Source organism: Venatoribacter cucullus, from assembly GCF_016132445.1.
GTDB classification, from domain to species: Bacteria; Pseudomonadota; Gammaproteobacteria; order Pseudomonadales; family Oceanobacteraceae; genus Venatoribacter; species Venatoribacter cucullus.
Window position 1 is genome coordinate 342,123 of record NZ_CP046056.1, and the last position, 25,310, is coordinate 367,432.

Sequence of the window (25,310 nt, forward strand, 5' to 3'; positions counted from 1 at the left end):
GCGGTTATGGACAAGATTCAGGTACGCGGGGCGCGCACCCACAACCTTAAGAACATCGATCTGGATATTCCCCGCGACAAGCTGGTGGTGATCACTGGTTTAAGCGGTTCCGGCAAATCTTCGCTGGCGTTTGATACCCTCTATGCCGAAGGGCAGCGGCGTTATGTTGAATCGCTGTCGACTTACGCCCGTCAGTTCCTGTCGATGATGGAAAAGCCCGATGTCGATCTGATTGAAGGTCTGTCGCCCGCCATTTCCATCGAGCAGAAATCCACATCTCACAACCCGCGCTCAACCGTTGGTACCGTTACAGAAATCTACGATTATCTGCGCCTGTTGTTTGCCCGGGTCGGCACACCCCGTTGTCCGGAACATGACGTTACGCTGGAGGCACAAACGGTCAGCCAGATGGTGGATGCCATTATGGATCTGCCGGAAGACGGCAAGTTTATGATTCTGGCGCCGGTGGTACGTGACCGCAAAGGCGAGCACCTGCATATCTTTGAAAGCCTGCGGGCGCAGGGCTTTATCCGCGTACGGGTGAATGGGCTGGTGTGTGATCTGGACGATACCCCCGAGCTGGATAAACGAAAAAAACACAGCATCGAAGTGGTGGTAGACCGCTTTAAAATTAAGGAAGGTATTGAGCAGCGGTTGTCGGAATCGCTGGAAACCTGCCTGGAGCTGAGCGGTGGTATTGCGCTGGTGGCTTCTATGGATGACGCCGCCGCCGCCCCTTTATTATTTTCTTCACAATTTTCCTGTCCGCATTGTGGTTACAGCCTGCAGGAACTGGAGCCGCGCTTATTTTCGTTTAACAACCCGGCCGGTGCCTGCAGTGGCTGTGATGGTTTGGGGGTAAAACAATATTTTGACCCCGATCTGGTGGTGCAGGATGCCAGCCTGAGTATTGCCGAAGGTGCTATTCGCGGCTGGGACCGGCGCAGTATTTATTATTACCAGATGCTTACGTCGGTGGCCGACCATTACGGATTTGATATTGATAAACCCTTTGCCAAATTATCAGCCCGGCAGCGGGAATTATTGCTGTACGGCAGCGGCGATGATGCCGTCAATTTCAGCTACATCAACTCCCGCGGCGACAGCATTGTTAAATCGCATCCCTTTGAAGGGGTGCTGCCCAATTTAGAGCGCCGTTACCGCGAAACCGACTCGCAAATGGTGCTGGAAGAACTGGCCAAATATTTAAGTGTGCAGCCTTGTCCGGCCTGTGAAGGCTCGCGGTTGCGTACCGAAGCCCGCCATGTCTTTATCGGCGATAAAAATATTCATGGCTGCACCACCATGCCGGTAGAGCAGGCGCTGGACTATTTTAATCAGCTGCATCTGGCCGGCCATCGTGGTGAAATTGCCGAAAAAATTCTGAAAGAAATCCGTGAGCGTTTACGGTTTCTGGTGAACGTGGGGCTGGAATATTTAAGTTTAAGCCGCAGCTCCGATACGCTTTCCGGTGGCGAAGCTCAGCGTATCCGGCTGGCGTCACAAATTGGTGCCGGGCTGGTGGGCGTTATGTATATCCTGGATGAGCCGTCCATTGGTCTGCATCAGCGCGACAACGACCGTTTGTTAAAAACCCTGTTCCATCTGCGCGATCTGGGCAATACCGTGTTGGTGGTGGAACATGATGAAGATGCCATTCGCAGCGCCGATCATTTAATTGATATCGGCCCCGGTGCTGGCGTACATGGCGGCCAGGTCATCGCGCAAGGCACACCAGAGCAGGTATTTGCCAACCCCAATTCCATTACCGGGCAATTTATGTCGGGTAAGCGTCGTATTGAAATACCGGCGCAGCGGGTGCCTTTTAATAAAGATAAGGTGCTGACTTTAAAAGGCGCGCGCGGTAACAACCTGAATAACGTTGATTTAACCATTCCGCTGGGTTTAATGACTTGCGTGACCGGCGTCTCGGGCTCTGGTAAATCGACTTTAATTAACCGCACGTTATTCCCGCTGGCGTCCACGGCGCTGAATGGTGCGACTACGTTAAAAGCAGCTGAGCATGACAGCATTGTCGGCCTGAAGCAGCTGGATAAAGTGGTGGATATTGATCAAAGTCCGATTGGCCGCACACCGCGTTCCAACCCGGCGACTTACACCGGTATTTTTACCCCGGTACGGGATTTATTTGCCGGTACCCAGGAAGCCCGCGCGCGGGGCTATAAAGCCGGGCGTTTTTCTTTTAACGTCCGTGGTGGCCGCTGTGAGGCTTGTCAGGGCGATGGTGTGATTAAAGTGGAAATGCACTTCCTGGCCGACATTTATGTGCCCTGTGATGTGTGCAAAGGCAAGCGTTACAACCGCGAAACACTGGATATCCGCTACAAAGGCAAGAATATCCACGAAGTACTGGAAATGACGGTGGAAGATGCCCGCACCTTCTTCGATGCTATTCCGGCGGTGGCGCGCAAACTGCAAACCTTAATGGATGTGGGCCTCAGTTATATCCGGCTGGGGCAGGCGGCCACCACCTTATCGGGCGGCGAAGCACAGCGGGTCAAATTATCCAAAGAGCTGTCCAAACGCGACACCGGCCAGACGCTGTACATCCTGGATGAGCCGACCACCGGCCTGCATTTCCATGATATTCAGCAATTACTGGACGTGCTGCACCGCCTGCGCGACCACGGTAATACCGTGGTGATTATCGAACACAATCTGGACGTGATTAAAACCGCCGACTGGCTGGTGGATATGGGCCCGGAAGGCGGTTCGAAAGGCGGGTTTATTATTGCCGAAGGCACGCCGGAACAGGTGGCGGATAACCCCGCGTCGCACACCGGCCGCTTCCTTAAAACGATGCTGGCGGCAGCACCGGTGGCAGCAACCACTGGCAAGAAAAAGACCAAGCGCTGATCGTGAAACGTTTGGTTTGCCGTGGCTGTGGCCGCCCGCAATCGGTGTGCCTGTGCGCGGCGTTGCAGCCGCGCGCTTTGCCACCCGGGCTGACGCTGATGATTCTGCAGGACAAGCACGAGGCCCGGCATCCGTTATCCACGGTGCCGTTATTGCAGCGCAGTTTTCCCGACAGCCGGTTACTGGTGGGTGAGGTTTTTTCTGCGGCTGAGGTGCTGGGCGATACGGCCATGGCCAATACCGCTTTGCTGTATCCGCTGACCCATAAGCCTGTGTTAGCGACCGAATACTATGCTGACGTGCGGTGTTTGATCGTGCTGGATGGCACCTGGCGCAAAGTGAAAAAAATGCTGCTGAATAATCCCTGGTTAACCGACTTACCCCATCTGGCCTTACAGCCGCAGCAGCCTGGCCGCTATGCCATTCGCACGTCACCGCGGGCTGATGGCGTATCGACTCTGGAAGCGACGGTACTGGCGCTGAACGCTCTGCACCCGGCCGGCCAGTATGACAATACGCTGGCTGTACTGGATGCCCTGGTGCAGCAGCAGTTGCAGTTTGGCCATAAAAAACCATAAAAAAAGCGCCGCAAATGCGGCGCTTTTTTTAGCGGTAATAGCGCGATTCCATTACTGGAATTTGTACACCACTTTAACCGAACCATCGACGGCAGCAGCATCGACATAGCCGACCAGATTCGGGTTCTTGGCCACCAAAGCCACCACGTCAGCATCGCTGCCGGATTCTTTCGGTGGGGTGCCCTTGCCGGTAAAAATCAGCCGTGACCAGTAGGCTTTTAACTGGCTAGAGCTTTTGCCCAGCACTTTGTCGTTAAAGGCTTCACGGGCAGCACTGCCTTCGTTCTGGTCTACCGGAATGGCCTGAGAGCCATCAGGGAAACTGGCGGTTTTGCCCAGGAAAATCCGTTCAATGGTGTCTTTGTCCAGGCTGCCGTTGCCATTGCTGGCGCTGACAATTACGGCCACTTCAGCCTGTGCCATAGCACCGATAAACAACGTCAGTACGATAAGCAGTTTGGAGAAGGATTTTAATACAGTCATGGTCGTTCTCCTTAAAATACCAGGCTCATGCCAACGGTGTAGAGGAAGCCGGAATTATTATCCATCGGGAGGTTGGCAGCAGCAGCTCCAAGCGCGGGGTTGGCTTTTAAAGCATCACCCCTGTTTGAAGCGCTATCCTGGTCTACATGCTGTACTTCAAATTTCAGCGCGGTACTGCTGTCGTAATCGTAACGCAGGCCCAGAATAATGCGGGCATCTTTGTTTTCGGCAAACTTCTGTACGGTACCGACGGTGCCGGATTTCAGATCGTCTTCTGTTACGCTGTAGGTCAGATGCACCGTGGCGTCGCCGTAGCGCTGTGCCGCAGAAATCAACCAGGCCTGATCATCTAACAATGCGGCGGTGTCGTGTTTCAGGGCAGTCCACTCGGCGATTAAGGCAGTGCTGCCGTTATCCCAGGTTAAGGACGCCTGATAAAACTTGGACTGGTCTTCTTGTGGGGTGAAAGCAGTACCAACGCCAAAGTTGGTTGCAGTAAACAACAATCGATCCAGTGCGCGTCCGGTTGCAGCGGCTTCAGCATCGAAACTCAAATCCGCCTGATGGTAGCTGACCCGCGCCCCGAAATTGCCCTGGTTCAGGCTGAATACCGCACCGAGGGTGTTACGCAGTTCCACCTCATAGGTATCGCCGTTCAGAGCGAAATCGTCGTTATAACGACCGGTATAGACCTGCACTGAGCCATCGACATTACCGATGTTAAAGCGGTGAGTAATGTCGACGCCGGTAATGGACGATAAACCATCTAAGCGGTAAACCGATGACGGCGGACGTACCCAATTAAAGGCGTAACCGACTTCGAGGAAATCGGAATAATAGAAGAAGGGGGTACGCAGACGACCGGCACGGATATCGGTGTCGTTGTTCAGGGCGTAGGTAATGTAGGCCCAGGACGCTTCGGTTTTGTAATCTTCACTGCCACGGGAGACCAGTTGTACGGTGGCGGAGGTGCTGTCATTCACCTTCTTCGACATTTGCAGGCCCATTAATGTGCCCTGGTCGAAAGACGGGTTGTCGTCGTAGCCGTCCAGGCTGATCTTGTCGTTCGACAGCACGCCGCCGGTGACGTTAATAAAGCCGTTGATGTTCAGGTCGTTGGCGTAGGCCAGTTGGCTGCCGGCCAGTAATACGGCAGCGGCCAGGCCGGTTTTTTTCAGAACCATGGTCTGTTCCTCTATGGTTGGTTTGCGCTTAACCCTAGTTCAGAAAAACATTTTTTCCAGCCATGCGGCTGGAATTTCAGGGGTATTGTGCTGGCCGTAAACGCCGGTTATTCGGACGTGGCGGTCATGGCCGTGATATGGCGGATTTGCCGGCTGATCAGCGACTGCTGCTTTTCCGGTAACTGTTGCAGCCAGTAATTTTGTTGCGGCCGGCCGTGCAGATCGGTCAGATCCGGACCGCAGCGCCAGAGCAGGTTATCCTGCGGCTGGATTTCGGCGTGCAGTGTGGCGCTGACCAGCAGTTCCTGATTCTGGCTGTGGTGCGCCAGGTGGGCAGCCCAGTGCAGGGTGTCGCCAATCAGGTTGCAGTGAGTGGTGCTGTTGTCGGTGGTCAGAGGTGCCAGTAACACCGGCCCCCAGTGCGCCGCCAGCCGGAAGCGGATGCAGGGGGTTTGTGGCTCGGGCCGGCAGTTACGGATCAGGCCCAGAAACAGTTGGGCGGCATACAGACAATGCAGCGCATGGTGGTTACGTTCTTCACTGCTGTGGTTGCCGCTCATGCCGAACAACATCACCGCGCCATTGCCGATATAGCGGTCAAGTTTGCCGTTATAAAGCTTGGCGGCCTGGGTCAGCAGGCGGTAATAGCGATTCAGGTTATCGGTCAGTTCTTCGGCGCTGAGGCTGGCCTGCAGGCTGTCGAGATCTTCAATTTCAATAAACAGCATGGCGCAGTCATGATATTGCAGGCGGGCACTGGCGGCCGGTGCGCCGCCGGCGCTGAAGCGGGCCAGAGCCTGCTGAATGGCCTGTTGCTGGTGCTGCTGGCGGGCCAGTGCCGACAAGGTCTGATGCAGTTCCTGTAATTCTCCCAGGGCCGGGCTGGCCGGCAGTTCCAGTAAAGCGCTGGTGTCTTGTTGCCAGTGCTGCAGACGTTGTTGTAACTGGCGAACATAACCCAGATAACGCTCAGCCAGCGTCAGAACCGCCAGCCCGGCCAGCAAGGCACAAAAGGCGGTGGCAATCATTCCGAGGGCCAGATAACGACCGGCGGTTTGCCGGGCCGGCTGCAGATTCAGATCGGCCCGCAAAACACCAATGGCAACGTCATCCTGGGTAACCGGCTGGCTGATTTCAACGCTGTTGGCACCGGCGCGGCCGCTTTCGGCAATCACCTGCTGGTTGTTATTCAACACCCGGATAGCGTCCAGTTCCGGACCACGTACCCATTCCTGCAGCGTGACGCTGATGCTGACCCGGTCCTGTTGCAGCAGGCTGGGCGCGATGGTAACGGTTAAGCGTTGCAGCTGGCGCTGGGCATCCTGCTGCAGACGCAGGCTGAGCTGATCCTGCAGGTGTGACCAGGTGAGCCAGCTGATCAGCAGGCCGGTTAACAGCACCAGTGCGGCGGCCAACAGCCCGGAAATTTGACTCAGATTCAGCTTTTGCCCAAACAGGCGGTCAGTGGTCATGTGATTACTCAAACAGACGGAGATTTCCTTGGTATTGGTGGTATTATATGCGCCGCCTCAGTGGGCGCCAGCGAAAAGGCAGCCATCCTGCAGGCCAAGTATTCAAATTTACTGATGGGGATTCACCATGAGCGACGTGAAACAGTCACTGCAAGACAAACTGCAACAACTGGAAAAAGGTCTGTTCCTGATGAGCTTGGACCGTGTTCGCGCACTGTCTGTGCACGAAACCGTAGAGCTGATCGAAGAATTGCGCGCAGTGGTGGCCGCGGCCAAAGCTGACGCAGCCAAGCTCTGAACGACTTACCCGGGAACCGCAGGAACTTATCCGTGACCGAATTGGTGTTAATCCGTGTGACTGGGGCGGATAAGCCCGGGTTGACCTCGAACATCAGCGCAATTCTGGCGCTGCATGGTGTGACGATTCTTGATATTGGCCAGGCCGAAATCCACGATTCTTTATCGCTGGGTATTCTGGCTGCCATCCCTTCCCGGGCGGAATCCGGCTCGGTATTAAAAGACGTATTATTCCGTGCGCATGAGCTGGGGTTATCGGTGCGTTTTACGCCGGTAACACCGGAAAGCTATGAGCATTGGGTGCAGGGGCAGGGGAAACCCCGGCATATTATTACCTTGCTGGCGCGTACCATTGAGGCCGAAGCCATTGCCCGGGTTACCGCCATTGTGGCCGCACACGGTCTGAATATTGATCAGATTAACCGCTTATCCGGCCGGGTATCCCTGACTCAGGCCGAGCAGAATACCCGCGCCTGTGTCGAGTTCTCCGTACGCGGTGACGCCGACCAGAGTGTGATGCGGGCGCAGTTTCTGCAGGTCGCCAATGATCTGGGCGTTGATATTGCCTTCCAGGAAGACGATGTCTATCGCCGTACCCGCCGCTTAGTGTGTTTCGATATGGATTCCACCTTAATTGAAGCCGAAGTCATCGACGAGCTGGCGGCCGCAGCCGGTGTGGGTGAGCAGGTGTCAGCCATTACCGAGCGGGCCATGCAGGGCGAACTGGATTTTATTCAGAGTTTTGAGCAGCGCGTGGCGCTATTAAAAGGCCTGCGCGGTGATGTGCTGCAAGGCATTGCCGAGCGTTTGCCGGTTACCGAAGGGGCTGAGCGTCTGATCCGCAATCTGCGCGCGCTGGGTTATAAAACCGCTATTTTATCCGGTGGTTTTAATTATTTCGGTCGTTACCTGCAGGACAAGCTGGGCATTGATTATGTCTTTGCCAATGAGCTGGAAATGGAAGACGGTATTGTTACCGGCCGGGTGACCGGGCAGGTGGTGGATGGTAAGCGTAAGGCGGAATTGCTGCGCGAACTGGCAGCCAAAGAAGGTATCCGGCTGGAGCAGACCATTGCCGTGGGCGATGGTGCCAACGATTTGCCGATGCTGAGCATTGCCGGTCTGGGCATTGCCTTCCGGGCCAAACCGCTGGTGCGTGAAAATGCCAAGAACGCTATCAGCACGCTGGGACTGGACGGTATTCTGTATTTGCTGGGTTATCGCGACCGCGATATTCAGGAATAAATAAAAAAGGCCGGAAGTTTCCGGCCTTTTTTATCACTTCATATTTATGCCACTTTCTTTTTACATTTCGCTGTCATCGCTGAAGTCAAAACTCAGCGCTGACTGTGGCGCCTGTACATAGTAGCCCTGAATAAAGTGCACGCCCATTTGCCACAGTGACGCCACAGATGTAGCGCTTTCTACCAAAGGCACGATGGTGAGTTTTTCTTCTTCATGCAGCTGAGTCAGTAATTCTTTCAGATGTTTTTGCGCATCGGCATTGCTCAGCTCCTGAGTAAAGGAGCCGTCCACTTTGACGTAAGAAACGGCCAGATGCTTGAGGATATGCAGCGGATTCAGCGCACAGCCAAAACGGCTGAGGGCTGTCGGAATGCCTTTTTCCTGCAGGCCGTGGCTGAAGTCCTGCGCCTGTTTCAGCATGCGGCTGGCGTCGTCTTCGTGGAACTGGAAGACCACGGAACCTTTGGGCAGGTTAGCGGCATTAATGGCGACACCAATCCAGCCCGGCAAGGCTTCATCTGCCAGCGAGGCACCGCACAGGTTAATAAACATGCGGGTGTTATGGCCTTTGGCGCGGTGTTCGCTGAGCAATTTGGTGGTGTGTAAAACCACCCAGCGGTCAATTTTTCGCTTCAGCTCATCCGATACCGACGGGTCGCTGAAAAATTGCCCGGCTGAAAGCTCATCACCGTCCGGCATTTTCAGCCGCAACAGGGTTTCGTAATGTTCGGTTTCATCACCACGCAGGCTGATCATCGGCTGGAACAGCAGGCGGAAGCTGTTGCTGCGGATGGCGTCGGTAAGCGTTTTCTGCAGGTTCTGCGCGTGTTTTTCTTCGTGTTGCTCTTTGGCCACAAATAAATGCACACCATTGCCGCGGATGGTGTCAGCTTCTTTGCGTACTTCATCGGCTGCATGGTGTGCCTGTTGCAGAATATCGTCCGGCCGCGAGCTGGTATCGGAAATAAGGGCTACGCCGATACTGGCCGTTGCCGTTACCGTGCGGTTGCCGATTTCGATCAGCAGGTGTTCGATGGTGTCGCGCAGATTTTCGGCCAGCTTCAGTATGGCGTCGGCATCGCTGTCCATGCGCAGACAGCAGAAAATATCTTCGCCGATGCGGGCCAGGGTGTCCTGTTCCGACAGGCGTGCTTTTAAGGCATGGGCGACTTCGACAATGACGGTATCGGCGTGGCTGATGCCGACATTGCTTTTGATTTTGCCGAACTGGTCAATATTGATGTACAGCACGCCACCGTGGGCGTCTTTCATAACCGCTTTATCGACGGCCTGTTCCAGCTGGCCGATCAGGAACGGCTTGTTATACAGGCCGGTAAGCAGATCACGGCTGTTTATTTCGCGCAGTTTTTCTTCCAGATCAGCGTTGCCGCTGCTGGTGTTGATGACTACCTGAGTACATTCTTCATCGGCATAGCTGGCCGGAGCAAAGCTCATGCGCATAGCAAAAGGCTGGCCTTTGCCATTGATACCGGTGCTGCTGAATTCAAGACGCTGGTTGCTGTCTTGTTGCAGGGTTTTCAGAAATTGTTTGAACTCGCTCTGCGCGGCGGTATCGAGCATATCCATAATGGGCATGCCTTCCAGATCTTCCGCAGATGGGTAACCAAATAAATCCAGGTAGGCTTTATTGGCATAAACGTGCATACCATCGTGAATATAAGCCACCGGATCGCGGGAACTTTCGAGCAGGCTCTGGCCGCGCTTTTCGGCATCGCGCAGCCGTACTTCCAGCATGCGCACATCGCGGCGGCTGCGCAGGTGGCGCAGTTCACGCTGGATCACCAGCAGCAGTAAATTGCTTTCATCAACCGGCACCATGCTGCAGGCGCCTTTGCGGATGCAGCCTTCCATTTGCATGGCATCGACTTCGTCGTTCAGCAGAATGACCGGCAGGTCTTTGTTCAGCCGTTTGATCAGATGCAGTATTTCTTCATAACGAATATCGCCGATCTGCGGGTAGGCTAGTAATAAATCCCAGGATTTTTCCTGCAGCTGTTCGTTCAGGTCGGCCAGTGATTCAATCTGATGGGCGCGAGTGGCACTGCCGGAATTGCGCAACAGGCTGACAATGCTCTCAGCCTCATTTTGAGTATGAGTAAGCAGTAGCAGATGCAAGGTTTCCCGGCTGGACATGACCACCTCAAGGCAAAGAAAACGCAATTATAGAGACCAGTGCTGAAAATAAAACGATCAGTACGGCCAAATGTTGATTCTGTCCCGCCTGTAGGGCGGTTATTGGTTTTTTATTCTCAGAGTTTGTTCCAGATCGAGTCGAAATCGTCTTCGGTCAGGCCGGGGGCATTCTGCAGCTGGCCGGTGGCGCTGACGGCACCGGTCTGACGGAACTGGAACTGACTGAAACCGCTGGTGGAGGTTAACCTGCGGGTCAGCTGAAAACGACCTTGTAAGGCCGGGTACAACAATTCCACTTTATTACCGGTGCGGAACGGAATTCTGGGCAGCAACAAGGTTGCCGGTTGGGCAATGGCTTTAATGGCCGGCAATAATAACGCCCGCATAAAGGGGCCGTTACTGCCGGTTTTTTGCAATAAGCGGACAGCGCCCACTTCGGCGCGCGGTGCCAGCAGTTCGATACCCAGCTGGGTGCCCTGATCGCGCATGTGGCGGATCCAGCGAATGACCCCCACCGACCAGTGGCGTACGCCTTTTTCCTGAATCCCCAGTAATTCACCGGCCTGAATGCTGGGGGGAATATCACCATCCCAATGCACGCAATAACCACCGGGGCTGGTGTTGATAAGGGTGGCCAGATGCGATGGATACTTTAATGAGTGTTCTTCGTCGTCCTCTTTGCCTTTGTGTTTATTGATGAATTCAATCACATTCAGGTTGAGGTTGTTGTTCTCGGCCAGCCGTGAGCCGCCGGCATCGAACGCATTATCCCAGACGTCATCGGATGGCATGGATGGCATACGTCCTGCGCGGTGACTGCGTTCGCTGTCACCGCTCAGGGTTTGTGGCTTGATACCCGCCACCACCCGTTCAAAATCTTTCTGTCCGGCACTGTAATAGTGCGTGGCGGACAGGCCAATACACAGGCGCAGCTGACCCTCGGTGGGGGCGCGGCGGAATGAGCGCTGCCAATGGATACCCCAGGCCTGAATGGCGTGGGATAACAGGTTGTCGCTGAGCTTGCCCGGCACAGTAATGCTGTTGTGGGTGGACGAAGGATTGGCGGCCCAGTGTTTCAGTGCCTGCACCAGCTGGCTGGTGTTCATGCTGCGGAACATGGGTTTCTGTACATCGCGCAGATGCTGCCGGTACTGGGCCGGACGGTCGCGGTGCAGATTAATAATAAACAGCGCGCTTTCGTCATCAGCGGCTGACAAGGTGACCGATTCGGCCCATAACTCGCTGGCTTCGTACAGGTCGGCGAGGTCTTGCTGGCGCAGGTTATTGGGCTTGGCGGCCCCCAGTAAATGGGCCCGGACAAACACATCCTGAATGCAGGAGGTGGATAAAAAACGGGTTTGCCGGTCGCTGACTTTGTACTGCAGCAGCTGGTTCATCTCGGCCAGCAAATACAGCTGGTTGATCTCCAGCCAGGCATGCTCGGGCGGCTGACAGTACAGCTGAAAAGCCCGCAGCATGGTTTGGCTGGTGTCGGCAATGGCACGATGAATGGCCAGCGTAACCATTTTGGCCGGCCGTTCAGCGCTGTCTTTCAGCGGTGCGCTGAGGCAATGCGCCACCACCATTTTATAGCCGGTAGCCAGATGCCCTTGCATGGCCTGGCTGAGGTTGGCAATTTTGAGCTGCTTGTCATTCAGCGAAATTGAGGACTGCAGGAAGTGCTTATTCAGCAGGGTGCAGATGGAATAGACATAAGGCCGCACCACCTCCAGCATTTTGAAGCGCAGCAGCGGATCGGTTTCCCACTGGTTCAGTTCGCGCACGGCCTGATATAACTGGCGTGCTGACTCACCGGTATTGGCCATGGGCAGTTCCCTGGCCCACTGGGTAATACCGTCAACATGGCCTTCGCAGAACGACAACCGGCTCTGCGAGGCTGTGGGTATGTGCAATCGTATTGGTGTGTTCGGGCTGTCCATGCAATCGCTTCACAAAATTACGGATTCAGGCGGCAAGGTACCACCGGTTAACAAAACATTCACAAACAGTATAGCGAATTAACGCCAGCTGTCGCTTTTCGTCCCTGTTGCGGGGTATCAGTCTTCCGCTTCGGTGCGGGTTGCCATGGCAACGGCTTCACCCATGCGCAGCGGACTGTCAGCCTGCAAGCCTTCCTGCCAGCGGATGGTATCTTTGCCAAAACACAGCACCACGGTAGAACCGAGCAGAAAACGGCCCATTTCTTCCCCTTGCTGCAGGGTGATGGGTTGCGGGTTGCTGAAGTCGGTCACTTTCAGTTCGCGTTTCGGCGGGGTAATCAGGCCGGCCCAGACGGTTTCAATGGCGGCCACGATCATGGCACCGACCAGTACCATGGCCATAGGGCCGTGTTCGGTATCAAAAATGGCCACCAGGCGTTCGTTGCGGGCAAACAGGCGCGGTACGTTTTCGGCGGTGGTTTTGTTAACCGAAAACAAATCGCCGGGTACGTAGATCACTTCGCGCAGCGTACCGGTCACGGGCATGTGCACGCGGTGGTAGTCTTTGGGTGACAGATAAATGGTGGCAAATTCACCGCCCATAAAGGCTTCGGCGCGCTTGCTGTCACCGCCCAGCAGTTCGGTAAGCGAGTAGTCCTGACCTTTGGCCTGAAAAATACGGCCATTGCGGATTTCGCCCAGCTGCGACACCGCACCATCCGCCGGTGACACAACAACGCCATCACCGCTGGCCAGCGGGCGGGCGCCGTCTTCCAGTTCGCGGGTGAAAAAATCGTTGAAACAGCGGAATTCGTCCGCGCTTTTGCGCCGGGCTTCCGCCATGTTTACTTCGTACTGGTCGATAAAAAAATTGATAAAGCTGTTTTTCAGCCAGCGGATTTCACTGGCAGCCAGCCAGCCAACCAGACGGGATAACAGGTGTTGCGGCAGCAGGTACTGCAGGGCAATAAATGCTTTTTGCTGAAATGTCATAAGGTGCCTCAGGGTTGTTCGCCGGTGGTAACCGGAGTGGCCGGATCGTTGCCCCATTCAGACCAGGAGCCGGCATAGCCTTTAATGTTCAGGCCAAGGATTTTCCCGACCAGATAAGTAAAACCGGAACGGTGATGCGTCTGGCAATGGGTGGCCACTTCTTTAGTGGCATCAATACCCAGATCGTTCAGCAGGGAACGGAAGGTTTCCAGATCGTTAATGCGCAGGCCGCGGGCTTTGTTCATGCCCAGGGTCCATTCGTAATTGACCGCGCCGGGAATATGACCGCCGCGGGCAGAAATTACTTTCTCGCCGGTGTATTCGGCCCGTGAGCGGGCATCCCAGATGGCAAAATCCGGTTGCCCCAGCCGCTGCAGAATCTGTTCTTTGGTCAGCGAGCAATCCGGATTGCGCAATTCAGCCTGATAGACCGATGCAGTCGGCAGCGTTTCCGTGCTGCTGGTGGGCAGCCCCTCGGCGCGCCAGGCGACCAGGCCGCCGTTCAGATAGGAATACCGGGTGTGCCCCAGGCAGTCGAGTACCCAGATCAGGCGTCCGGCCCAGCCGCCGCCTTCGTCATCGGAGCAGATCACATGGGTGTCTGGGGTCAGGCCCAGCTCACTGAAAACTTCACTCAATTGGGCCAGGGACGGCAGAGCGCCCGGGGTAGGAGCGGTGCCCAGCTGCAGACGTTTGAAATCCAGCCACACCGAACCGGGAATATGGTTCTGCAGGTAATTGTCGCGGCCGGCCTGCTCAATAATCAATACCTGTCCGGATACCGGCAGGCTGGCCGCCAGTTGGCTGGGTTCCAGTAATAAAGGAAAGCGATTCATGCTGACACAGCCCCGATAAATGCTGACGAGTGCGCGAGTTTAGCCAACCTGAATGATTCTGTCAGGTTTCTGTTTTCCGGCTCAGTCTGTCGGCGGGCGCTGGCGGCGTTGTTCGGTATTAATCCGCAGGGCCGTCAGGCCATGGCAGGTAACAATGCACAGGTTTTTGAAATCGATAAATTCTGCCTGCGTGAAGGGCGGCTGGTTGTCATTCCCCAGCGCCATAACCAGCCCAATGGGCTGCGCACCGGCATCAATCGACATCATCATGCAGTGCTGCGGCAGGCGGGCAGTCATGGCTGGCGGAATATGCGTCAGATAGCGGGCCCGGTTGTCCGGGTTCAGCAGTACCGCTGATTGTTTTTCCATCAGTTTGGTAAACAGTGATGGAGTGCGCAGATCAATCAGAAAGCTCCGCAACGGTGCTTGTTCGCTCAGGCCTTCGCTGTAAAGCACTTTCAGTGCGGTGCGTTCGCGGTTGAGCAGGGCAATGCAGGCTGCCGGCATACCCAAGCCACTGCAGATGCCTTTCAGCATGCCGCGCATCAGGTAATGCAGATCACCGAAGCTGTCTGGTTCGTGCTGTAACTGGCGCAGCAGTTTTTTCATATACAGGGGATCCTGACGGCGCTCGGGTGGGGGAGCGTTGGGCGCAGTCGGGGTGCCAGCCGGTGCGTCGTCGACGGTGCTGGTCTGGTGTTCACGGAATGGCTGGCGCAGACCCGCCGGCGGAATATCCTCCTGGCCCATGGGATTAACCCAGGGGTAGGGCTGATAGGCAGTTGCCGGGCTTACCAGCAGGTGCAGGCCGGTGGCGGCGCTGCTGTGCTGGTTACGGGTGGTCTGTACCTGCAGCTGGCGCAGATGCGGCCGCAGTATGTGAATCGAACGTCCCAGCCAGTTAGCGATCAGGTGCTGCCAGCGCTGGCAGCGCGGGCTGTCGGGGGCAATATGCCAGTGCCAGGCCAGTGCATTGGCCATCAGGCAGATCATGAAGGGTTGATGGCAGCGGTGCATCAGAGCGCGCTGATCGTCGCTGTCTCTGGGGTCGTGCCGGCGCAGATGCCGCCATTGGGCGCGATCCGGCCATTGGGCCGGTTCATACAGAGATTGTGCCATGGCGGGCAGATGCAGTTGTCGGGCTAATTGCGGCCATTCGCGCTGGGCCGGGCCGAAGATCATCCGGCTGGCCGGCAGCAGGTCTATGTCGTTGCCCAGCAGGTGCAGCCAGTTACGCACCGGTGGGTGCTGCAACAGCCACAACCACAGCGGTGCGGACGACATCAGGGTGCTCCAGCGGGCATAATGGGGCGTGGTGTTGTTCAGCACGCTGGCCCAGTCGGCGGCCAGATTGCCGGCCAGCTGCGCCGTGAGTAAGGCGCGGCGGTACAGCTGCAGATGGGCTTCATCGGTATCGGCGGCCACCACCGGCAGCTGTTTCATCAGTTTTACCAGTGACTCCAGGCCCAGCAGAGCCAGGCAGCTGGCGGCCCCCGATACCTGCGCCAGGCTGTTGGGACGGTTGCGGGCCACATGCTGCTGCAAATGCAGACACAGGGCTGCGTCCTGTTCAACCAGTGGCGCCAGATCATCAAAGCTGACGCGGCGGTGCTGCAGCTGCTTTTTGATCCGCAGGCGGGTTTCCGCCAGAATCGGAAAATCCTGGCTGGCGCCGGTTTTGCGCCACAGGCCGGCCGCTGGCGGAGTAATGAGTACAGATGTCATGAGGGTTTGTATAACTGCCCGTTGTCGCCTTTACTTACAAGCTGCTGATGTTAACCGGATATCGGCCGATACACTCAACTATAGACATAAATTATTCTTCCGCTGGTTGCCCTAAGGACGTTAACGGATGCTGTTTCTGATTGGTCTGAGCATTGTTTTTGGCAGTGTGCTGTATGGCTATGTGATGTCACATGGCAATCTGCTGGCCTTATGGCAGCCCTTTGAAATTCTGATTATTGTCGGTGCCGCCTTCGGTGCCTTCCTGATTTCCAATCCCTGGCATGTGGTGAAACATTGTTTCAGAATGACCCCGCAAATCATCATGGGCAGCAAGGTAAACAAAGCCCTGCACATGGATGTTCTCGGGCTGCTGTATGACATTCTCAACAAAGCCCGCCGTGAAGGTATTATGGCCATTGAGGCGGATGTCGAAAGCCCGTCCTCCAGTGCGCTGTTTTCCCGTTATCCGGCCATTCAGGCCAATGAAGAACTGGCCCATTTTATCGCCGATTATTTCCGTATTATTGCCGCCGGCAACCTGACGTCCTTCGAGCTGGAAGCGTTGATGGATCAGGAAATTGAAGCCCGTATGCACGAACTGGAAACGCCCGCCAATGCGGTGGGCCGGGTCGCGGATGCCTTGCCGGGCTTTGGTATTGTCGCTGCCGTATTGGGGATTGTGATTACCATGGGCGCCATTGATGGCGAAATTGCGGCCATTGGTGCCCACGTCGCCGCGGCTCTGGTGGGGACCTTTATGGGGGTTTTTCTCGCTTACGGTATTGTCGGCCCGGTCAGTGCGGTGCTGCACCATCTGGCGGAGGAAGAAATCAAACTGTACGAAGCGGTGAAGTCCTGCGTTATTGCTTCGCTTAACGGTCTGCCGCCGCAGCTGGCGGTGGAGTTTGGCCGTAAATCTCTGTTCACCCGTGACCGGCCGACCTTTACCGAGGTCGAAAGCAAGGTGCGGAGCCGCTGATGGAAAATCTGGGCCAGAACAAAAACATCGTTATTCGTCGTATTAAAAAAGGCAAACATGGCCACCATGGTGGTGCCTGGAAAGTGGCGATGGCGGATTTTGCGCTGGCCATGATGGCGCTGTTTCTGGTGCTGTGGATTATCAGTAATTCCGACGAAACCCAGCGCGCCGCTATTTCCGGTTATTTTCAGGACCCGCTGGCTTACGAAGAAGGCCGTAAAGTACCGTCACGTTATGTGATTGATCTGGGTGGCTCGCCATCGCAGGCCGATAATGTGGCGGAATCAGAAGTGATTGATCCGGAAAAAATTCTGCAGGCGGAAGAAATTGAAAGCATGGCGGAAGCCATTGAACGGCAGCGGCTGGAAAACAAAAAAGCCCAGATCGAAGAGCGCATTAATGCCAGTCCGACCCTCAGCCCGTTTAAAGATCAGCTGTTGCTGGACATCACCACTGAAGGTTTGCGGTTGCAGATTGTCGATAAGACCAACCGGCCGATGTTTGATACCGGCAGCGCACGGCTGAAATATTATTCTGAAGATATTCTGTGGGAGCTGGCGCCGTTAATGGCCGCTATGGATAACCGTTTGTCCATTGCCGGCCATACCGATGCGGCACGCATGGGCGGGGTGGATGAATCTGAAGATGCCAACTGGAGCCTGTCAGCGATCCGGGCTGACAGTGCGCGCCGAGCACTGATGGAAGCCGGGGTGCCGAAGACGCAGATCGCGCAGGTGATTGGCATGGGGGATACCGCGCCGCTGGATGCCAACGACCCTTATGCAGCCGTTAACCGGCGTATTTCCATTACCCTGCTGAATATTCGTTCTGAAGCCAGCGTGCGCAACCGTGGTGCTGAACCCGAGGTGGAATTTATTAACGGAGGTGAGGCGGGTGCCGATGGCGAAGCCGGCACCGCTGACCCGCGTGAACCGGTGATTAATCGTTCCGGCTCGATGCTGGAGCGGCTGCGCCAGCAGCGCGAAGCGCGGGATAATCCTTACGATAACCCGCCCAACGAAGAAGAAGCGTTCTGGTAGTGTTTAAGGAGCCTCTGAATAACTCTGCACAGCTCTGCGCGAGTATTTGCGGGCTGCAGAGCAAGGCGGTGAACGCAGAGAATGGCGAGCCCTTTTCAAGTTCGCCAACGCCGCTATACGGCCCGGAAAGCCGCGCCCTACGGGGATTGCAGGAAAGTCCTGACTCGGTGTCGCCGGGTTTTGACAGAACCCGTTATGCCTTCAACCCGGCTTCGTGATTCAGAACTTTCCTGCAATCCAGAGCGGGCATCGAGTTATTCAGAGGCTCCTTAAAGCCCGGTCAGGGTTTGCACAATGCGCCGGTAACTGTCGAAGCGGCGCTCGCTGATGTCGCCTTTTTTTACCGCCGCACGAATGGCGCAACCGGGTTCCTGCTCATGGGCGCAGTCGCGAAAACGGCAGTAACCGGCCAGCGGCCGTAATTCGCGGAAGCCGTACAGCACCTCATCTTCACTCATGTGCCATAAACCGAATTCACGGATGCCGGGCGAGTCGATTAAATCGCCACCGGCCGGGAAGTGGTACAGCCGCGCGGTGGTGGTGGTGTGTTTGCCTTTGCGGGTATTTTCTGACAGCGCCCCCACTTTCAGTTCTTCACCCGGCAGCAGGGTGCCGATGAGTGAGGATTTACCGACCCCCGACTGGCCGACAAACACACTGGTGCGGCCGTTGAGGAATTCTTTCAGTTCACCCAGGCTGCTGTCGTCCTGACTGCATACCCGCAGGGTGCGGTAGCCCAGCTGTTCATAGCTGTGCAGCATTTTAATAAAGTGGTCGCGGTTGCTGTCGTTAATCAGGTCGGTTTTATTCAGCAGAATAATCGGCTCGATGCCGCAGTTTTCCGCCGCCACCAGGTAGCGGTCAATCAGGTTGGCATGGGCTTCCGGTTCCGGCGCAATCACCAGCACAATAAAATCAATGTTGGCGGCCACCGGTTTGATTTCGTTATAGGGGTTGGGGCGGGATAATTCCGATTGCCGCTCCTGCACCATTTCCACCACACCGCTGTGCACGCCATTCACTTCCGGACCGGGGCGGAACACCACGTTGTCGCCGGTCACCAGTGAGCCCAGGTTGGCACGTAAGTGGCAACGGTAGCGCTGCCCCTGCAGTTCGCCCTGCAGGGCTTCAATTTCCACCAGCGAGCCAAAGTGGGCGATGACCCGGCCGGCGGTTTCGGCGCCCAGTTCACCGGCCTGTAATAAGGTGCTGATGCCGGATTCTTTTTTCTGTACGCGGGCGGCTTTTTCTTCCTGGATTTTTTCTACCCGCCAGGTCTGGCGGCGGGTCAGCTTTCGTTTGCTCATGCTGTAGCACTGCGTTGACGGTTGATGGCCATTGTCCGTGTTGGCTGGCAGTGGCGCAAGTTGCTAAACTTCCCGCACTTTTAACCAGGTAGCAGACTATGAGCCAGAACGATTATTTAGTGTGGATGGATTTGGAAATGACCGGTCTGGATCCGGAGCGGGACGTGATTCTGGAGATCGCCACCATCGTCACCGATGGCAACCTGAACGTGATTGCTGAAGGCCCGGTGCTGGCGGTGCAGCAGCCGGATGTGCTGCTGGATGCCATGGATGACTGGAACACCAAAACCCACGGCAATTCCGGCCTGACCGAACGGGTGCGCAACAGCACCACCGATGCCCGTGCTGCCGAGCTGGCGACGCTGGAATTTCTGCGTCCTTACGTTAAGGCCGGGGCGTCACCACTGTGCGGTAACAGCATCCACCAGGACCGCCGTTTTCTGGTGAAATATATGCCGGAACTGGAAGCCTATATGCATTACCGCAATATTGATGTGTCTACCGTTAAGGAACTGGCCAAACGCTGGAAACCGGAAGTGGTGTCGTCCTTTCAGAAGCAGGGGTCGCATCAGGCGCTGGATGATATTCGCGAATCCATTGCCGAGATGCTGCATTACCGCGAGCATTTCCTGAAGGTGTGATGCCTCAGTCGTGCTGCGCTTCGTGCAGCACACAGAGCCGGTCACGACCCTGATCTTTCGCCAGATACAGGGCCTGGTCGGCCAGATCCATCAGGTCAGCCTCGCTTTCCAGTCCGCGCGCTTCGGTGCCGGCAATGCCGATACTCAGGGTTACCTGCAGCTGCGGGTCGATCTGCGGAAAACGCAATGACCGCACCCGTTGCAGCACCCGTTCTGCCAGTTCGGTCGCGCGCCGGGTGTCACAGTTATCCAGCACCACCATAAATTCCTCGCCGCCATAGCGGCCAACCGTATCGTCAGAGCGCAGACAATGGCGCAATGCGGTGGCAATGCCCTGCAATACCTGATCGCCGGCGGCGTGGCCGAAGCGGTCGTTAATGCGTTTGAAATAATCGGCATCCAGCATCAGCACCGACAGCGGGGTCAGGTTCAGCAAATGGCGCTGATACGCCCGGTGCAGAATCTGCTTAATGGCCCCCTGATTCCACAGCCGGGTCAGGCTGTCGATGCGTGCTTCCTGCCAGGCTTCATCCAGCTCACCGATCAGTTCAATTTGCGAATCACTCAGCTGGGTCAGGTTGACTTCGGTTTGCGCCCAATTGCCGATATCGCGCAGCATTTCCGCCTCTTCCGGGCCGAAGGTTCGTGGCTGAGTATCAATAATGCACAGGGTGCCAATGTTCTGGCCGCGGCTTTTTAACAGAAACCCGGCATAAAAGCGGGCATTGGGCGGGCCAAGCACATAGGGGTTATCGGCAAAGCGCGGATCCTGCAGGGTGTCCGGGCAGATCAGCATTTCGTCTTCCAGCAGGGTGTGCTGGCACAGAGAATCGCTGCGCGGGGTGCTGAGCAGGTCGGCGCCCTGAATGGATTTAAACCATTGAGTGTCGGCTTCCATCAGCGACAGATAGGCGATGGGTACATTAAATAAGCGGTACAGGATGCGGGTAATGCGGTCGAATCGCTCTTCCAGCGGCAAATACAGAATGTCGAGAGCCTGCAGCGCTTCAAGACGCAGTTGTTCCTGTTGCGGATGAGCGGCTGGTGGCATGGCAGATCTCCCTGGTTGTCGCTGTGAGACAGAGTTTAGCTGTTATTGACCGCGTTGCTGAGCTGTTGTTGCAGGGCCCAGTCGATGTGTTCCTGCACCAGTGGCGTGGCCAGCGGCCGGCGTTGTTGCAGCGCCGCCTGAATATCCAGACTGGCCGGCGCATTGCCCAGCGCCACGGCAATATTACGCAGCCAGTTTTCGTAACCGGTACGACGGATGGGCATGCCTTCGGTACGGTTCAGGAAGGTTTGTTCATCCCAGCTGAATAACTCCAGCAATGTGGCTTTATCCAGCCGGTGACGGGGGGAGAAATCCGCTTCGGTGGTCGGTTTGCTGAAGCGGTTCCAGGGGCAGCCAATCTGGCAGTCATCGCAGCCGAAAATGCGGTTGCCCAGACCAGCGCGCAATTCCGTGGGAATCGGGCCTTTCAGTTCGATGGTTAAATACGAAATGCAGCGCCGGGCATCCAGTATATGCGGCCCGACAAAGGCCTGGGTTGGACAAATATCCAGACAGGCAGTGCAGCGACCGCAGTGGTCGGCGCGGTCCGGGGTATCCACTGGCAGCGGCAGATCGGTGAGAATTTCGCCGAGGAAAAAATACGAGCCGGCTTTGCGGTTGATCAGCATGGTGTTCTTGCCGATCCAGCCCAGTCCGGCGTTGGCCGCCAGCGCCCGCTCCAGTACCGGCGCGCTGTCGACAAAGGCGCGGAAGCCCAGGGGACCGGCCGCCTGTTGTAAGCGATTGCCCAGTTCGGTCAGGCGTTTGCGCATCAGTTTGTGGTAATCACGGCCCAGCGCATAGCGGGAAATATAGGCGCGGTGTTTATCCGTCAGCGCCCCGGCCAGCTCCACGCCGGGGGCGCGGTAGTCCATCCGTACGCTGATTACCCGCAGCGTACCGGGCAGCAATTCTGCCGGCCGTGAGCGCATATTGCCGTGGTCGGCCATATAGCCCATCTCACCGTGATACCCCGCCGCCAGCCATTGTTGCAGGCGTTGTTCATCCTCAGTCAGCGCCACACCGGTGACTCCGACTTGCTGAAAGCCCAGTTCTTCCGCCCATTGCTGCAGCTGCTGGCGCAGTAACCGCAGCGGGTCGGTGGTGGCAGAAGGGCACTGATAAGCAGATTGCTGGTCCGGCATGGGTTCGTCTTGGCGGCTGGCTTCGATATACTGCCGCCAATGTATCACAACGGACCCCCGGCACATGAACCGACCTTACAGCGCCCGTGATCATTTGCCCGTTGCGCTTTATCGCGCGGCCGACGTCCGGGCGATGGATCAGCAGGTTATGCACAACGAAGGCATCAGCGCTCTGCAGCTGATGGGCCGTGCCGCCGAAGCCGCTTTTGCCTGCCTGCTGCAACGCTGGCCAGAGGCCCGTTCGCTGATGGTCTTGGCCGGCCCGGGCAATAACGGCGGTGATGCCTGGTTGCTGGCCGGCCTGGCCCAGGCGCATGGTTTAGACGTGCAGTTGTACAGCCTGGGTGACCCGGCCCGCGCCAGTAGCGAGGCGCAGGCCGCGCGCCAGCAAACGCTGGCGGCCGGTGTTACCGCCGGGGCATTTAACGGTGAACTGGCGGCCGATGCCGATGTTATTGTCGATGGCTTGCTCGGTACCGGTTTACAGGGGCCGGCCGCGGCGGACTATGCCCGCCTGATTGAGGCGGTTAATGCGCATCCGGCGCCGGTGCTGGCACTGGATATTCCTTCTGGTTTACAGGCCGATACCGGGGTGGCGGCTGGCGCGGCGGTACGTGCCGATCTGACCGTTACCTTTATCGGTGTAAAGCGGGGTTTGTTAACCGCCGATGGTCCGGATTTATGCGGCGAGCTGGCCTTTGCAGCACTGACGCCGTTAGCCTTGGCGGCACCAGCCGCTGGTGAACGGATCAGCTGGCACCGTCTGCAACGCAGTGGGCAGTGCTTGCCGGCGCGCCGCGGTAATGTGCACAAAGGCGATTTTGGCCATGTGCTGCTGGTGGGCGGTGAGCAGGGCTTTGGTGGAGCCATTTTACTGGCAGCGGAAGCCTGCGCCCGCAGTGGTGCCGGGCTGGTCAGTGTGGCCACCCGGCCACAACACATTACCGCCTTATTAACCCGCTGCCCGACGGTGATGGCGCACGCGGTCAATTCCGGCCTGGAACTGCAGCCTTTGGTTATGCGCGCCGATGTGCTGGCACTGGGGCCGGGGCTGGGGCAGGGCAGCTGGGGTGAATTATTGTTACAGCAGGCGTTGCAGGCAGATCAGCCGCTGGTGCTGGACGCCGATGCGCTGAATTTGCTGGCGTCGCCGGCCTGGCGCTGTGATTTTGCCGGCCGGACGGTGGTGCTGACCCCGCACCCGGGCGAAGCCGCCCGCTTACTGGGCAGCACCATCGCGGCCGTACAGGCTGATCGCTTTGCCGCCGCCCTCCAGCTGGCGCAACAATATCAGGCGGTGGTGGTGCTGAAAGGTCAGGGCAGTATCGTCGCGGAACCCGATGGCCGGCTGGCGGTCTGCAGCGATGGTAATCCGGGAATGAGCAGTGCCGGTATGGGCGATGTGCTGACCGGTATTGTGGCGGCCTTGCTGGCGCAGGGTATGAATGCCGGCGCCGCTGCCCGTTATGCGGTGTGTCTGCATGCGGCCGCCGCCGATGTCTGGGCCGGTCAGCACGGCCGGCGCGGTATGCTGGCCAGTGATCTGGCCGCTGTGGTGCAGGAATTGGTGAATTAATGACGTTGTATCTGAATAACGAACAGGCCACGCTCGATTTCGCTGCCGCCTGTGCGCCGGTATTGGCAGAAGGCGGGCTGGTGTTTCTGGAGGGCACGCTGGGGGCGGGTAAAACCACCTTCAGCCGCGGTCTGATCCGGGCCTTGGGGCATGAGGGCGCAGTGAAGAGCCCCACTTACACCCTGGTAGAGGAGTATCCGCTGCCGGCCGTGACGGTGTGTCATTTTGATCTGTATCGCCTGGGCGATGCCGAAGAACTGGAATTTATGGGCATTCGTGAATATCTGCAGCAACAGGCATTGTGCCTGATTGAATGGGCCGACAAGGGCCGGGGGGTGTTGCCGGCGGCGGATCTGGTGTTGCGCCTGGCGGATGCCGGCAATGGCCGCCAGCTCAGCTGGCAGGCAGGAACGGAACGAGGCCGGCGCTGGGCAACCGCGCTGGAGCAGCTGGCAGCAACATGGGAACAGGCATGAAGTGGTTATTGCCCTTAGTGGGATTATTCAGTGTCTGGGTGCAGGCCGATGTCCGGGATGTGCGTATCTGGCCCGGCCCGGATGGTGATACCCGCATCGTGCTGGATTTAACCAAAGCCCTGGAGCACCGCGCTTTTGATCTGAGTGCGCCCAGCCGGGTGGTACTGGATATCAGCAACGCCCGTATGCTGAAAGATCTGGATCAGGTGGATCTTACCGGTTCGCCGGTGCGCACTCTGCGCAGTGGCCGGCATGGTCAGAATGACCTGCGTTTCGTGATTGAGCTGCGGGAAGGGCAGGAATTCCGCACCTTTCCACTGCCGCCCAACGATATCTACGGTCACCGGCTGGTGGTTGATCTGACGGCGCGGCCGACTCCCAGGGTGGTGGGCAATCAGGCCATCAGTATCCCGGCACCGGTTAAACAATCCACTGGCCGTACCGTTACCCGCGATGTGATTGTGGCGATTGATGCTGGCCATGGCGGCGAAGACCCGGGGGCCATTGGGCCGGGCCGGGTGATGGAAAAACACGTGGTGCTGGCCATCGCCAAAGAATTACAGCGGCTGTTGCAGGACGAACCGGGTTTTACGCCGCTGCTGATCCGTACCGGTGATTACTACCTGGGCCTGCGTGAACGCGCCAGCAAGGCCCGGGCGGCCGGAGCCGATTTCTTTATTTCCATTCATGCCGATGCCTTCAAGCACCCCAGCGCCCGCGGCGGTTCGGTGTTTATGCTGTCAGATCGCGGTGCCTCATCCGAAATGGCCAGCTATCTGGCTGACAAGGAAAACCAGTCTGACAGTATTGGCGGCGTTAAACTGGAAAATGCCGATGACCATCTGGCCATGACGCTGGTGGACTTAAGCATGACCAATAAGCGCAAAGAAAGCGTACAGCTGGGCAGCCATATTCTGGAACAGATGGGCGGTATTGCGAAGCTGCATAAATCGCAGGTGGAAGAAGCCAATTTTATGGTGCTGAAAACCCTCAGCGTTCCCGCATTGCTGGTGGAGACCGGGTTTATATCCAACCCGCAGGAAGCCAGGGCGCTGGCTGACCGCAATTATCAGAAGAAAATGGCGCGGGCGATTTTTACCGGTACCACCCGCTATTTCCGTCGTTTTCCGCCCGATAATATGCAGCTGGCCCAGGCGCCGGCCAGCCGTGTTTATGTGGTAAGACGTGGCGATACTCTGTCGGATATCGCAGTGCGTGAAGGCGTGGCGGTCACCGCCCTGCGCCGCGCCAATGACCTGAAAAGCGACCAGCTGCGCATTGGCCAGCAGCTGCAGATTCCGCGTTCCTGAC

At 57.0% G+C, this 25,310-nt stretch carries 21 protein-coding genes; 10 read left to right on the plus strand and 11 right to left on the minus strand.

Annotated elements, in window-relative coordinates; genetic code table 11:
• Nucleotides 1-6 precede the first annotated feature (6 nt).
• On the plus strand, nucleotides 7-2,877 hold the full coding sequence (gene uvrA / locus GJQ55_RS01730; RefSeq protein WP_228345792.1) for an excinuclease ABC subunit UvrA: 2,871 nt from the start codon (nucleotides 7-9) through the stop codon (nucleotides 2,875-2,877).
• Nucleotides 2,878-2,879: 2 nt separating this feature from the next.
• On the plus strand, nucleotides 2,880-3,455 hold the full coding sequence (locus GJQ55_RS01735; RefSeq protein ID WP_228345793.1) for a tRNA-uridine aminocarboxypropyltransferase: 576 nt from the start codon (nucleotides 2,880-2,882) through the stop codon (nucleotides 3,453-3,455).
• A 51-nt stretch (nucleotides 3,456-3,506) separates the two neighbouring features.
• Here GJQ55_RS01735 and GJQ55_RS01740 read toward each other — a convergent pair whose 3' ends face one another.
• The 3 genes from GJQ55_RS01740 to GJQ55_RS01750 all read right to left on the minus strand — a co-directional run bounded on the left by GJQ55_RS01740 (nucleotide 3,507) and on the right by GJQ55_RS01750 (nucleotide 6,606).
• The gene (locus GJQ55_RS01740; protein ID WP_228345794.1) at nucleotides 3,507-3,938 is read right to left on the minus strand and encodes a type 2 periplasmic-binding domain-containing protein; all 432 of its coding nucleotides are present in this window, start codon (nucleotides 3,936-3,938) and stop codon (nucleotides 3,507-3,509) included.
• Nucleotides 3,939-3,949: 11 nt separating this feature from the next.
• Nucleotides 3,950-5,122, minus strand: coding sequence for a porin family protein (locus GJQ55_RS01745; protein ID WP_228345795.1), 1,173 nt, complete (start codon nucleotides 5,120-5,122; stop codon nucleotides 3,950-3,952).
• Between the two features lie 107 nt (nucleotides 5,123-5,229).
• Entirely contained in the window at nucleotides 5,230-6,606 is a 1,377-nt protein-coding gene (locus tag GJQ55_RS01750; protein ID WP_228345796.1) for an adenylate/guanylate cyclase domain-containing protein, read from the minus strand.
• A gap of 115 nt (nucleotides 6,607-6,721) precedes the next feature.
• Here GJQ55_RS01750 and GJQ55_RS01755 point away from each other — a divergent pair, with 115 nt between their 5' ends.
• Both GJQ55_RS01755 and serB read left to right on the plus strand, forming a co-directional pair.
• Nucleotides 6,722-6,892 (plus strand): hypothetical protein, encoded by a 171-nt coding sequence (locus GJQ55_RS01755; RefSeq protein WP_228345797.1) that lies wholly within the window; start codon nucleotides 6,722-6,724, stop codon nucleotides 6,890-6,892.
• Nucleotides 6,893-6,924: 32 nt separating this feature from the next.
• Nucleotides 6,925-8,136, plus strand: coding sequence for a phosphoserine phosphatase SerB (gene serB / locus GJQ55_RS01760; protein WP_228345798.1), 1,212 nt, complete (start codon nucleotides 6,925-6,927; stop codon nucleotides 8,134-8,136).
• Between the two features lie 60 nt (nucleotides 8,137-8,196).
• On the opposite strand, the gene GJQ55_RS01765 is transcribed toward serB, so the two are convergent.
• From GJQ55_RS01765 to GJQ55_RS01785, 5 genes are all read right to left on the minus strand, one after another.
• Nucleotides 8,197-10,290, minus strand: coding sequence for an EAL domain-containing response regulator (locus GJQ55_RS01765; RefSeq protein WP_228345799.1), 2,094 nt, complete (start codon nucleotides 10,288-10,290; stop codon nucleotides 8,197-8,199).
• A gap of 116 nt (nucleotides 10,291-10,406) precedes the next feature.
• The gene (locus GJQ55_RS01770) at nucleotides 10,407-12,203 is read right to left on the minus strand and encodes a hypothetical protein (protein ID WP_228345800.1); all 1,797 of its coding nucleotides are present in this window, start codon (nucleotides 12,201-12,203) and stop codon (nucleotides 10,407-10,409) included.
• 144 nt (nucleotides 12,204-12,347) lie between these two features.
• Nucleotides 12,348-13,223: an archaetidylserine decarboxylase gene (gene asd, locus GJQ55_RS01775; RefSeq protein ID WP_228345801.1), complete on the minus strand. Its 876-nt coding sequence runs from the start codon at nucleotides 13,221-13,223 to the stop codon at nucleotides 12,348-12,350.
• Between the two features lie 8 nt (nucleotides 13,224-13,231).
• On the minus strand, nucleotides 13,232-14,059 hold the full coding sequence (locus tag GJQ55_RS01780) for a sulfurtransferase (protein ID WP_228345802.1): 828 nt from the start codon (nucleotides 14,057-14,059) through the stop codon (nucleotides 13,232-13,234).
• 81 nt (nucleotides 14,060-14,140) lie between these two features.
• Complete coding sequence (locus tag GJQ55_RS01785; protein WP_228345803.1) at nucleotides 14,141-15,784, minus strand: hypothetical protein; 1,644 nt, start codon at nucleotides 15,782-15,784, stop codon at nucleotides 14,141-14,143.
• A 127-nt stretch (nucleotides 15,785-15,911) separates the two neighbouring features.
• Between GJQ55_RS01785 and motA the strand changes: the two genes are divergently transcribed.
• Both motA and motB read left to right on the plus strand, forming a co-directional pair.
• Entirely contained in the window at nucleotides 15,912-16,763 is an 852-nt protein-coding gene (gene motA / locus GJQ55_RS01790) for a flagellar motor stator protein MotA (protein ID WP_228345804.1), read from the plus strand.
• Nucleotides 16,763-17,803 carry a flagellar motor protein MotB gene (gene motB, locus GJQ55_RS01795; RefSeq protein WP_228345805.1) on the plus strand — a complete coding sequence of 347 codons (1,041 nt, stop codon included), beginning with the start codon at nucleotides 16,763-16,765 and terminating at the stop codon, nucleotides 17,801-17,803. The genes motA and motB overlap by 1 nt, the downstream gene beginning before the upstream one ends.
• Before the next feature lie 269 nt (nucleotides 17,804-18,072).
• Here motB and rsgA read toward each other — a convergent pair whose 3' ends face one another.
• Nucleotides 18,073-19,110 carry a small ribosomal subunit biogenesis GTPase RsgA gene (gene rsgA, locus GJQ55_RS01800; RefSeq protein ID WP_228345806.1) on the minus strand — a complete coding sequence of 346 codons (1,038 nt, stop codon included), beginning with the start codon at nucleotides 19,108-19,110 and terminating at the stop codon, nucleotides 18,073-18,075.
• A 98-nt stretch (nucleotides 19,111-19,208) separates the two neighbouring features.
• Here rsgA and orn point away from each other — a divergent pair, with 98 nt between their 5' ends.
• Nucleotides 19,209-19,751 (plus strand): oligoribonuclease, encoded by a 543-nt coding sequence (orn, locus tag GJQ55_RS01805; RefSeq protein ID WP_228345807.1) that lies wholly within the window; start codon nucleotides 19,209-19,211, stop codon nucleotides 19,749-19,751.
• Nucleotides 19,752-19,755: 4 nt separating this feature from the next.
• Here orn and GJQ55_RS01810 read toward each other — a convergent pair whose 3' ends face one another.
• Both GJQ55_RS01810 and queG read right to left on the minus strand, forming a co-directional pair.
• On the minus strand, nucleotides 19,756-20,802 hold the full coding sequence (locus GJQ55_RS01810) for a GGDEF domain-containing protein (RefSeq protein WP_228345808.1): 1,047 nt from the start codon (nucleotides 20,800-20,802) through the stop codon (nucleotides 19,756-19,758).
• Between the two features lie 35 nt (nucleotides 20,803-20,837).
• Nucleotides 20,838-21,947, minus strand: coding sequence for a tRNA epoxyqueuosine(34) reductase QueG (gene queG, locus GJQ55_RS01815; RefSeq protein ID WP_420907158.1), 1,110 nt, complete (start codon nucleotides 21,945-21,947; stop codon nucleotides 20,838-20,840).
• Between the two features lie 64 nt (nucleotides 21,948-22,011).
• Between queG and GJQ55_RS01820 the strand changes: the two genes are divergently transcribed.
• From GJQ55_RS01820 to GJQ55_RS01830, 3 genes are read left to right on the plus strand one after another with little or no spacing between them, the layout of a single operon-like run.
• Nucleotides 22,012-23,523 carry an NAD(P)H-hydrate dehydratase gene (locus GJQ55_RS01820; protein WP_228345810.1) on the plus strand — a complete coding sequence of 504 codons (1,512 nt, stop codon included), beginning with the start codon at nucleotides 22,012-22,014 and terminating at the stop codon, nucleotides 23,521-23,523.
• Nucleotides 23,523-23,999 (plus strand): tRNA (adenosine(37)-N6)-threonylcarbamoyltransferase complex ATPase subunit type 1 TsaE, encoded by a 477-nt coding sequence (gene tsaE, locus GJQ55_RS01825; RefSeq protein WP_228345811.1) that lies wholly within the window; start codon nucleotides 23,523-23,525, stop codon nucleotides 23,997-23,999. Before GJQ55_RS01820 ends, tsaE begins: the two co-directional genes overlap by 1 nt.
• A complete protein-coding gene (locus tag GJQ55_RS01830) occupies nucleotides 23,996-25,309 on the plus strand; it encodes an N-acetylmuramoyl-L-alanine amidase (RefSeq protein ID WP_228345812.1) in 1,314 nt (437 codons plus the stop codon). Before tsaE ends, GJQ55_RS01830 begins: the two co-directional genes overlap by 4 nt.
• Nucleotide 25,310: the final 1 nt, after the last annotated feature.

Bases quoted from the DNA above. Each gene is read 5' to 3' on its own strand.
- motA (WP_228345804.1), top strand. From the start codon at position 15,912: ATGCTGTTTCTGATTGGTCTGAGCATTGTTTTTGGCAGTGTGCTGTAT.
- asd (WP_228345801.1), bottom strand. From the start codon at position 13,223: ATGACATTTCAGCAAAAAGCATTTATTGCCCTGCAGTACCTGCTGCCG.
- motB (WP_228345805.1), top strand. From the start codon at position 16,763: ATGGAAAATCTGGGCCAGAACAAAAACATCGTTATTCGTCGTATTAAA.
- tsaE (WP_228345811.1), top strand. From the start codon at position 23,523: ATGACGTTGTATCTGAATAACGAACAGGCCACGCTCGATTTCGCTGCC.
- GJQ55_RS01810 (WP_228345808.1), bottom strand. From the start codon at position 20,802: ATGCCACCAGCCGCTCATCCGCAACAGGAACAACTGCGTCTTGAAGCG.
- orn (WP_228345807.1), top strand. From the start codon at position 19,209: ATGAGCCAGAACGATTATTTAGTGTGGATGGATTTGGAAATGACCGGT.
- GJQ55_RS01830 (WP_228345812.1), top strand. From the start codon at position 23,996: ATGAAGTGGTTATTGCCCTTAGTGGGATTATTCAGTGTCTGGGTGCAG.
- GJQ55_RS01765 (WP_228345799.1), bottom strand. From the start codon at position 10,290: ATGTCCAGCCGGGAAACCTTGCATCTGCTACTGCTTACTCATACTCAA.
- uvrA (WP_228345792.1), top strand. From the start codon at position 7: ATGGACAAGATTCAGGTACGCGGGGCGCGCACCCACAACCTTAAGAAC.
- queG (WP_420907158.1), bottom strand. From the start codon at position 21,947: ATGCCGGACCAGCAATCTGCTTATCAGTGCCCTTCTGCCACCACCGAC.
- GJQ55_RS01755 (WP_228345797.1), top strand. From the start codon at position 6,722: ATGAGCGACGTGAAACAGTCACTGCAAGACAAACTGCAACAACTGGAA.
- rsgA (WP_228345806.1), bottom strand. From the start codon at position 19,110: ATGAGCAAACGAAAGCTGACCCGCCGCCAGACCTGGCGGGTAGAAAAA.
- GJQ55_RS01740 (WP_228345794.1), bottom strand. From the start codon at position 3,938: ATGACTGTATTAAAATCCTTCTCCAAACTGCTTATCGTACTGACGTTG.
- GJQ55_RS01820 (WP_228345810.1), top strand. From the start codon at position 22,012: ATGAACCGACCTTACAGCGCCCGTGATCATTTGCCCGTTGCGCTTTAT.
- GJQ55_RS01780 (WP_228345802.1), bottom strand. From the start codon at position 14,059: ATGAATCGCTTTCCTTTATTACTGGAACCCAGCCAACTGGCGGCCAGC.
- GJQ55_RS01745 (WP_228345795.1), bottom strand. From the start codon at position 5,122: ATGGTTCTGAAAAAAACCGGCCTGGCCGCTGCCGTATTACTGGCCGGC.
- GJQ55_RS01785 (WP_228345803.1), bottom strand. From the start codon at position 15,784: ATGACATCTGTACTCATTACTCCGCCAGCGGCCGGCCTGTGGCGCAAA.